The organism is Devosia geojensis, from assembly GCF_000969415.1.
Classification (GTDB): Bacteria; Pseudomonadota; Alphaproteobacteria; order Rhizobiales; family Devosiaceae; genus Devosia; species Devosia geojensis.
Window position 1 is genome coordinate 1 of record NZ_JZEX01000078.1, and the last position, 7828, is coordinate 7828.

General features: G+C 66.9%; 7 protein-coding genes. 4 read left to right on the forward strand and 3 right to left on the reverse strand.

The window, feature by feature from the left end; all coding sequences use genetic code 11:
• Nucleotides 1-102 precede the first annotated feature (102 nt).
• From sthA to VE25_RS07175, 3 genes are all read left to right on the forward strand, one after another.
• A complete protein-coding gene (gene sthA, locus VE25_RS07165) occupies nucleotides 103-1530 on the forward strand; it encodes a Si-specific NAD(P)(+) transhydrogenase (RefSeq protein ID WP_046107927.1) in 1428 nt (475 codons plus the stop codon).
• Between the two features lie 33 nt (nucleotides 1531-1563).
• Nucleotides 1564-2160: a LysE family translocator gene (locus tag VE25_RS07170; RefSeq protein ID WP_046107928.1), complete on the forward strand. Its 597-nt coding sequence runs from the start codon at nucleotides 1564-1566 to the stop codon at nucleotides 2158-2160.
• A gap of 219 nt (nucleotides 2161-2379) precedes the next feature.
• Nucleotides 2380-3759 carry an FAD-containing oxidoreductase gene (locus VE25_RS07175; RefSeq protein WP_046107929.1) on the forward strand — a complete coding sequence of 460 codons (1380 nt, stop codon included), beginning with the start codon at nucleotides 2380-2382 and terminating at the stop codon, nucleotides 3757-3759.
• A gap of 173 nt (nucleotides 3760-3932) precedes the next feature.
• On the opposite strand, the gene VE25_RS07180 is transcribed toward VE25_RS07175, so the two are convergent.
• Genes VE25_RS07180 through VE25_RS07190 form a run of 3 tightly spaced genes read right to left on the reverse strand, consistent with a single transcriptional unit; the run spans nucleotide 3933 to nucleotide 6677 of the window.
• Nucleotides 3933-4781 (reverse strand): sugar phosphate isomerase/epimerase family protein, encoded by an 849-nt coding sequence (locus tag VE25_RS07180; protein WP_046107930.1) that lies wholly within the window; start codon nucleotides 4779-4781, stop codon nucleotides 3933-3935.
• 58 nt (nucleotides 4782-4839) lie between these two features.
• Nucleotides 4840-5448, reverse strand: coding sequence for a YdcF family protein (locus VE25_RS07185; RefSeq protein ID WP_052731794.1), 609 nt, complete (start codon nucleotides 5446-5448; stop codon nucleotides 4840-4842).
• Nucleotides 5439-6677: an aminopeptidase gene (locus VE25_RS07190; protein ID WP_046107931.1), complete on the reverse strand. Its 1239-nt coding sequence runs from the start codon at nucleotides 6675-6677 to the stop codon at nucleotides 5439-5441. Before VE25_RS07190 ends, VE25_RS07185 begins: the two co-directional genes overlap by 10 nt.
• A 192-nt stretch (nucleotides 6678-6869) precedes the next feature.
• Here VE25_RS07190 and VE25_RS07195 point away from each other — a divergent pair, with 192 nt between their 5' ends.
• The gene (locus VE25_RS07195; protein ID WP_046107932.1) at nucleotides 6870-7757 is read left to right on the forward strand and encodes a lipid kinase; all 888 of its coding nucleotides are present in this window, start codon (nucleotides 6870-6872) and stop codon (nucleotides 7755-7757) included.
• The last annotated feature ends 71 nt before the right edge of the window (nucleotides 7758-7828 follow it).

The following is a 7828-nucleotide window of genomic DNA, read 5'->3' on the forward strand; positions in this document are numbered from 1 at the left end:
CCCCTCAAGGGGGAGGGGAGCCAAGCCCATTGCACTTCCCGAAATAGCCGTGTCACATGCCTCCTCTAGGGGGAGTCAGTCTTGACGCCGCAGGGGGCTGATTTGGACACCTACGATCTCGTCGTCATCGGCTCGGGCCCCGCCGGACGCCGCGCCGCCATACAGGCCGCCAAGCTCGGCCGTTCGGTGCTCGTCATCGAGAACCGCCTGCGCGTCGGCGGCGTTTCGGTGCACACCGGCACCATCCCGTCGAAGACCCTGCGCGAGACGGTGCTCAACCTCTCCGGCTGGCGCGAGCGAGGCTTCTATGGCCTCGCCTATCGGGTCAAGAAGGACATCGAGGGCAAGGATCTCGGCGCGCGGCTGAGGATGACCCTCGACTACGAGATCGACGTGCTCGAGCACCAGTTCGCCCGCAATGGCGTGAGGACCCTCGGCGGCATGGCGCGCTTCCGCGATCCCTCGCATATCGCCGTCGCCGGCAATGACGGCGACGAGCGCGTCATCGGCTTCGACAAGGCGGTGATCGCCGTCGGCACCGCGCCCTATAGGCCCGGGCACATTCCCTTCGACGACCATTCGGTCGTCGACAGCGACAGCCTTGTGGCCGAGCCGCGCGTGCCGCGCTCGCTGACGGTCGTCGGCGCCGGCGTCATCGGCATCGAATATGCGACGATCTTCTCGGCCCTCGACGTGCCGGTCACTTTCGTGGAACCGCGCGAGAATTATCTCGATTTCATCGATCGCGAGATCATCGACGAATTCACCCACGAGCTGCGCAAGCGCGGCATGACCATGCGGCTGGGCGCTAAGGTCGACAAGGTCGAGAAGGACGCGCAGGGCTGGCCGGTGGCGATCCTCAGCGATGGGCGCCAGGTGCGCTCGGAAATGCTGCTTTATGCGGCCGGCCGGGTCGGCGCCACCGCCGAGCTCGGCCTCGACCAGTGCGGGGTCGTTCCCGACGAGCGCGGGCGCCTGAAGGTCGATCCAGTCACCTTCCAGACCGCCATTCCGCACATCTATGCGGCCGGCGACGTCATCGGGTTTCCCTCGCTTGCCTCGACTTCGATGGAGCAGGGCCGCATCGCCGCGCTCCATGCCTGCGGCGCCGCCATGCCGCCCGCGCCCGAGTTCTTCCCCTACGGCATCTATGCGGTGCCCGAAATCTCGACCGTCGGCCTGTCGGAAGAAGAGGTGCGCCGCCAGGGCATCCCCTACGAGTGCGGCGTCGCCCGTTTCCGCGAGACCTCGCGCGGCCACATCATGGGCCTGCAGTCGGGCATGATGAAGATGATATTCGCCTTGAAGGACAGGAAGCTCCTCGGCGTCGCCATCGTCGGCGAGGGAGCGACCGAGCTCATCCACATCGGCCAGGCCGTGCTCAACCTCGGCGGCACCCTCGACTACTTCGTCGAGAACACCTTCAACTACCCGACCCTTGCCGAAGCCTACAAGATCGCCGCCCTCGACGCCTGGAACCGGATGCCGCGGGTGACGCCGCTGAGCGAGATTTCGCCGGCGGCGGAGTAGCTGACCGCTTTCGTTTCCTGATATCCATCGGGCATGACCCTCGAGATCTTCACCGCCCTTGCCGCTTTCGCCTTCGTCACCTCGGTGACGCCGGGCCCCAACAACCTGATGCTGATGGCGTCGGGCGCCAATTTCGGCGTGCGCCGCACCGTTCCGCATGCGCTCGGCGTCGCCATCGGCTTTACCGTGATGGTGCTCCTCGTCGGCGTCGGGCTCGTCGGCCTCTTCGAAGCGTTTCCGATGAGTTATACGGTCCTCAAGGTCGTGAGCGTCGCCTACCTCCTCTATCTCGCCTGGAAGATCGCCACGGCTTCCGGGCTCGGCGAGAAGTCGGTGGCGGGCAAGCCCATCACCTTCCTGCAGGCCGCTGCCTTCCAGTGGGTCAATCCCAAGGCCTGGTCGATGGCGCTGACCGCCGTCACCGTCTACGCCGGCAGCCGCTCGTTCGAGGCGGTGGCGCTGGTGGCGCTGGTCTTCGGTGTCATCAACCTGCCCTCGACCGGCGCCTGGGCGATCGTCGGCGGGCAGATGAAGCGGTTCCTCACCGACCCCGTGCGGCTGCGCACCTTCAACATCGTCATGGCGGTCCTCCTCGTCGCCTCGCTCTATCCGGTGCTCTTTTCTGGGTAGGCGTCCTGTAGGGGTCGGGTCTGGCTCGAAACCTCCACACCCGCCGGGTCATCCCCGCGAATGCGGGGACCTCCGTTGACGTTACTGGTCGAAGAAACTGAGGTTCCCGCTTTCGCGGGAATGACCCGGTGGTGGGGTGACATCGAGCCCACCATGGGCAGCATTGAGAAAGGCCGGCGCCCCATTTAGTGTCTGCGCACCAACCGGAGGTGCCAGCCCATGCCGCAATCGTTCGACGCCATCGTCATCGGAGCCGGCCAGTCCGGGCCGTTCCTCGCCGCGCGCCTCGCCGAGGCCGGCTGGAAGACCGCGCTCATCGAGCGCACGCATCTCGGCGGCACCTGCGTCAACGACGGCTGCACGCCGACTAAAACTCTCGTCGCGTCGGCCCGCGCCGCCTGGATCGCCCGCCGCGCCGCCGATTTCGGCGTGATGCTGGAAGGCGGCGTCTCGGTCGACATGCAGGCCGTCAAAGAGCGCAAGGACCAGGTGGTCGGCGCCTCGGTCAAGAGCCTCAACGACTGGTTGCGCAATATGGAGAACCTCACCGTCTTCGACGGCGAGGGCAGCTTCGTTTCAGCCAGCGAAGTCAAGGTCGACGGCGAGGTGCTGGCTGCGTCCAGGATCTTCATCAACACGGGCGCGCGTCCGCAGGTACCGGACTGGCCGGGCATCGAGACGGTGCCGTACCTCACCAACACGACGATGATGGACGTCGACTTCCTGCCCCGTCACCTCGTCATCGCCGGCGCCAGCTATATCGGGCTCGAATTCGCCCAGATGTACCGCCGCTTCGGCTCGAAGGTCACGGTCATCGACCGCGGCAAGCTGCCAGCCCCGCGCGAGGATGCCGAGATTTCCGAGGCGATCCGCGACATCCTCGAAGCCGAAGGCGTCGAGTTCGTCTTCGAGACCAAGGACGTCAGCGTCGAGAATACCGGAGATGGCGTGCGGCTTTCGCTCACCGCCGGCGGCGAGGCGCGGACCATCGAGGGCTCGCACCTCCTCCTCGCCCTCGGCCGCACGCCCAATACAGATGCGCTCAACCTTCCCGCCGCCGGGCTTTCGGCAAACGCGAAAGGCTACATCGAGGTCGACGAGCACCTGCGCACGTCCGTGCCCGGCATCTGGGCGATGGGTGACGTCAACGGGCGCGGCGCCTTCACCCATACCTCCTACAACGAGTTCGAGATCGTCGCCGACAACGTGCTCGATGGCGGCGAGCGCTCGCTCGCCGGGCGTATCCCGGCCTACGCGCTCTATATCGATCCGCCGCTCGGCCGTGTCGGCATGAACGAGCGGCAGGTGCGCGAGACGCGCCGCCCCGCGCTCGTCGCCACCCTGCCCATGGGCAAGGTCGCCCGCGCGCGGGAACGCAGCGAGACCCAGGGCATGATGAAGGTCCTTGTCGACGCCGAGACCAAACGCATCCTCGGCGCCGCCATCCTCGGCATCGAGGGCGACGAGGTGATCCACACCATCCTCGCCTATATGGCCGCCGACAAGCCCTATACGCTCCTGCAGCAGACCATGCACATCCACCCGACGGTCAGCGAACTGGTACCGACGCTGCTGGGTGGACTGAAGCCGCTGGAGTAGGGTGGACGGGAAGGCTAAGGGCAAAAGCAAAAGGCCCCCTCACCCGTCGCTTCGCGCCGACCTCTCCCCCGAAGGGAGAGGTGTGGGGCACGGGCATCGCCACAGCTTCACCTCTCCCTCTGGGGGAGAGGTCGGCGGCGCAGCCGCCGGGTGAGGGGGCCTTCTGCTCGGCACTAAGCCGCCGCCCGCGCCGCCAACTGGTCCAGCACGAACGTCCGCTCCGCATTGATCCCCGCCCATTCATCCGGCGCCTTGGCATCGAAGATCAGCGTGTAGGGGCCCGTGTAGCCGGCAGCTTCCGCCACGTCGATGCAACGGCCATAGTCGTCCGCCTCCAACGCGCCATCCGCGAAGCCCGCTTTGGCGTGGCAGAGCTCGGCGCGCGGGAAGATCGAGGCGAGCTCGTCATACTTGCCCGGCCCGCTCCAGTTGCCGAAATCGCCGTTGAGGCCGATGCGCCCTTGCGTCTTGTCGAGCAGGGTGTGAACGGCCTCGGGCGCCGAGAGCAGGTCGAGCCAGTTCTCGGTGACGAGGCGGAGCGGGGCTCCGGCATGCCGGTCGGCGATGGCGTTGAGCCCTTCGGCTGCCAGATCGAGCGCCTCGCGGCTGGGCCTCTGCCTGCCCGCGATGATCCGTGCATGCTCGGCCCCGAGCGCGATGGCCGTTTCGACCCAGCCGGAGATCCAGTCGCGGTCGCGCCTGGCCGCCGCCGGGTCGCTGAGGTCGCCCGCTTCGATCAGCAGCGTCTGCAACCGTACGCCTGCGCCCTCGAGCGCATCGCGCAGTTCCGCGATATAGCCGGCATCGCGCGAGGGCAGGTGGAACGAGCAGATCTCGATCCGGCTGATCCAGTGCGACTTGAGGAGCCGCGGCAGGTCGATGAGTCGCGCCGAGCCTGGCCCATAGGTCTCCTCGCGCGGCCCTATCTGATTGCTGTCGAGGTCGTGCGGGAATGTGACGCCCAGCGTCCTGTGCAGCGACCAGGTGGAAACGGCGATCCGCCCCTCGGCATTTTCCAGCATTTTTTCCTCCCTGTGATGCCCGCGAGTCTGGCACTGCCCGGCAGGGGAGGCAATTCCTCTATCGCCCGAGGAAGAGATATTGCGCCATGAACCAGGTTTCGCGCGCAAGGAACGGCATCTGCGTCTCGGCGCTCCGGTAGCGTGTGGTGCGCGTCGGCGCAGGCGCGGCGTCGATCCCCAGGCGTTCGGCGATTTCCATGGCGCGCCGCATGTGCAGCGGATCGGAGACGATCAGCACCGTCTCGATGCCGTTCCCGACAAGGATCGGCTGGGAAAAACGCAGGTTTTCCAGCGTCGTGCGCGATCGGTCCTCGAGGATCAGCGCTTCGTCCGGCACGCCTTGGGCCAGCAGCCATCGCCGCCCGGCCTCGGCTTCGGTCAGCATGTCCTCGGGGCTGAGGCCTCCGGTGAGCACGATTCTTTCCACCTTGCCCTGCCGGTAGAGCTCGCCGGCATGGCGCAGCCGCTCGGCAAAGACCGGCGAGGGCCGGTCCCAGAGCACGGCCGCACCCAGCACCAGCGCCGCGTCGGCACTGGTGCCGGCATGCTCGCCGCCGAAATTGGCGACGTCCGCGGCAATGACCGTCAGGGCGAGCCCGACGATCGAGATCAGCGTCAGCAGCCCCGAGACGAGGCCGCGCAGCAGCGTCATGAGCCTCAGGCCCACTCGCCCTTGCGCATCACCGGCTCGCGCCGCCCATCGGCATGGACGCCGTCGATGTCGATCTCGCCCGAGCCGATCATCCAGTCGATGTGGATGAGGCTCTTGTTGCCGCCCTGGGCGAAGATCTGTTCGGGGCTGAGCTTGGTGCCGCCCTCGAAGCAGTCCGCATAGCATTGGCCCATGGCAATGTGGCAGGCCGCGTTCTCGTCGTAGAGCGTGTTGTAGAAGAGGAGGCCCGAGGCCGAGATCGGCGAGGAGTTGGGCACCAGCGCCACTTCGCCCAGCCGCCGCGCGCCCTCGTCAGTGTCGAGCACCTTGTTGAAGACGTCGGCGCCCTTGCTGGCCTTCAGCTCCACCAGACGCCCGTCCTCGAATCGCGCCTCGATGTTCTCGATCAGCGTGCCGTTGTGCGAGAGGGGCTTGGTCGAGCGCACATAGCCCGACACCCGCTCGCGGTGCGGCGTGGTGAACACCTCCTCGGTCGGGATGTTCGGGTTGCAGGTGATGCCGTTCTTGGCTTCCGAGGCGCCGCCCTTCCAGCGGTGCCCGTCGGCGAGGCCGACCGTCAGGTCCGTGCCGGGGCCGGAATAGTGCAGCGAGTGGAACTTCTTCTCGTTGAGCCAGGTCCAGCGCTTCTTGAGGTTGGCGTTGTGCTCCTTCCAGGCCGCGATCGGGTCCTCGAGATCGACGCGGCTCGCCGCAAAGATCGCGTCGGCCAGCTTGCCGACCGCCACGTCCTCGGGATCGTTCGGGAAGACGAGCTTGGCCCATGCGGTCCCTGGATAGGAGACGATGTTCCAGTTGATGTCGAAACCGGTGATGAGCTCCAGCGCCGGCCGGTAGGCGGCCGAATTGGCGCGGTTGGCGCGCGCCACCTTGTCCGGGTCCTGGCCGGCCAGCATCATCGGGTTGTCGCCGGCGATGGCGAGCCGCGCCGTGTTCGCCTTGAAAGCATCGGCCATGCCCTGGTAGAGCCAGCCGGCCGCCTTGTCGAAGCTCTCGTCGCGCGCGTGCTTGTAGCGGGCAAGCGTTGCTTCCTCGTCCGAATAGATGGTGGTCACCAGCCCCGCGCCGGCCTTGTAGGCATGCTCGGTGATGCGCCGCACCAGCGGAGCCGCGGTCATCGGGGCGGTCATGAGCAGGTCCTGCCCCGGCTGCAGCTGCAGCCCCACCTTGATCGCAACCTGCGCCAGCTTGTCGAGTTTATTCGGATCGATGGGGGAATTGGTCATGGGCAGGCTCGTTTCTTGAGGTGATTTGGCGCGCGAGCCTAAAGCGAGTTGTCGCCGACGGCCAGAGTGTAGGAGACGATTTCACTGCCCCTCATGCGGATGCACATTGCCAAAACTTAATGTCGGCGCTCTTGCCGGATACCGGCTTCTGGCCCATCTGCCCCCGCAGCCCCGTCTCCAGGAAATCCCAAGATGACGACACCTCCCGCCCGCCGCCGTGCCTTGATGCTGGTGAACCCCAACGCCCGGCGCGGCAGCCAGGCGCTGGAGCCGGTCATCGCGCGTCTGCGTGACGGCGGCATCGATGTCGTCATCGAGCGGTTCGAGGCGCCCGACGAAGTCTCGCCCGATATCGCGCGCCGCCAGCACGAGGCCGACCTCGTCATCGTTTGCGGCGGCGATGGCACCATCCGTTCGGCGGCCAAGGGCGTGCTCGCCACCGGCCTGCCGCTCGGCATCCTGCCCATGGGCACCGCCAACGACCTGGCGCGCACCCTCGAGATCCCCGAGGACCTGATCGCTGCCGCCGACATCATCGTTGCCGGCAACATGCGGGCCATCGATCTCGGCGAGGTCAACGGCCAGCCCTTCTTCAACGTCGCGAGCATCGGCCTTGCCGCCGATCTCGCCCGCGGGTTGACGCGCGAGGCCAAGCGCCGCTGGGGCAAGCTCGGCTACGCGCTCGCCGCCATCAGGGTAATGGCCTCGACCCGGCCGTTCCGCGCCATCATCGGCAGCAAGTCGGGCTACTTCCGGGTAAGGACCCTGCAGATCGCCGTCGGCAACGGCGTCCACTACGGAGGCGGCGCCGTCGTCCACCATGACGCAACCATCGAGGACGGCCGGCTCGACCTCTACAGCCTCGAATTGAAGAACGTCTGGAAGTTCGGCCTGATGCTCGGCGCCTTCCGGCGCGGCGAGCACGGCGCCTGGGACGAGGTGCGCACCGTCAAGGACACCGAGTTCCACATCCGCACGAGGAAGCCCCGCCCGATCAATACCGACGGCGATATCGTCACCAACACCCCGGCCCACTTCCTCATCCGCCCCAAGGCGGTGACGGTGTTTGCGCCTAACTGAAGCTTGCTCGGCATCTGCTCCAGGCGACATGCGTCCCCCTCCCCCTTGAGGGGAGGGGATAGGGGTGGGGG

Excerpts from the sequence above, each read along its gene's own strand:
- VE25_RS07170 (WP_046107928.1), top strand. The coding sequence starts at position 1,564 with ATGACCCTCGAGATCTTCACCGCCCTTGCCGCTTTCGCCTTCGTCACC.
- VE25_RS07175 (WP_046107929.1), top strand. The coding sequence starts at position 2,380 with ATGCCGCAATCGTTCGACGCCATCGTCATCGGAGCCGGCCAGTCCGGG.
- VE25_RS07180 (WP_046107930.1), bottom strand. The coding sequence starts at position 4,781 with ATGCTGGAAAATGCCGAGGGGCGGATCGCCGTTTCCACCTGGTCGCTG.
- VE25_RS07190 (WP_046107931.1), bottom strand. The coding sequence starts at position 6,677 with ATGACCAATTCCCCCATCGATCCGAATAAACTCGACAAGCTGGCGCAG.
- VE25_RS07195 (WP_046107932.1), top strand. The coding sequence starts at position 6,870 with ATGACGACACCTCCCGCCCGCCGCCGTGCCTTGATGCTGGTGAACCCC.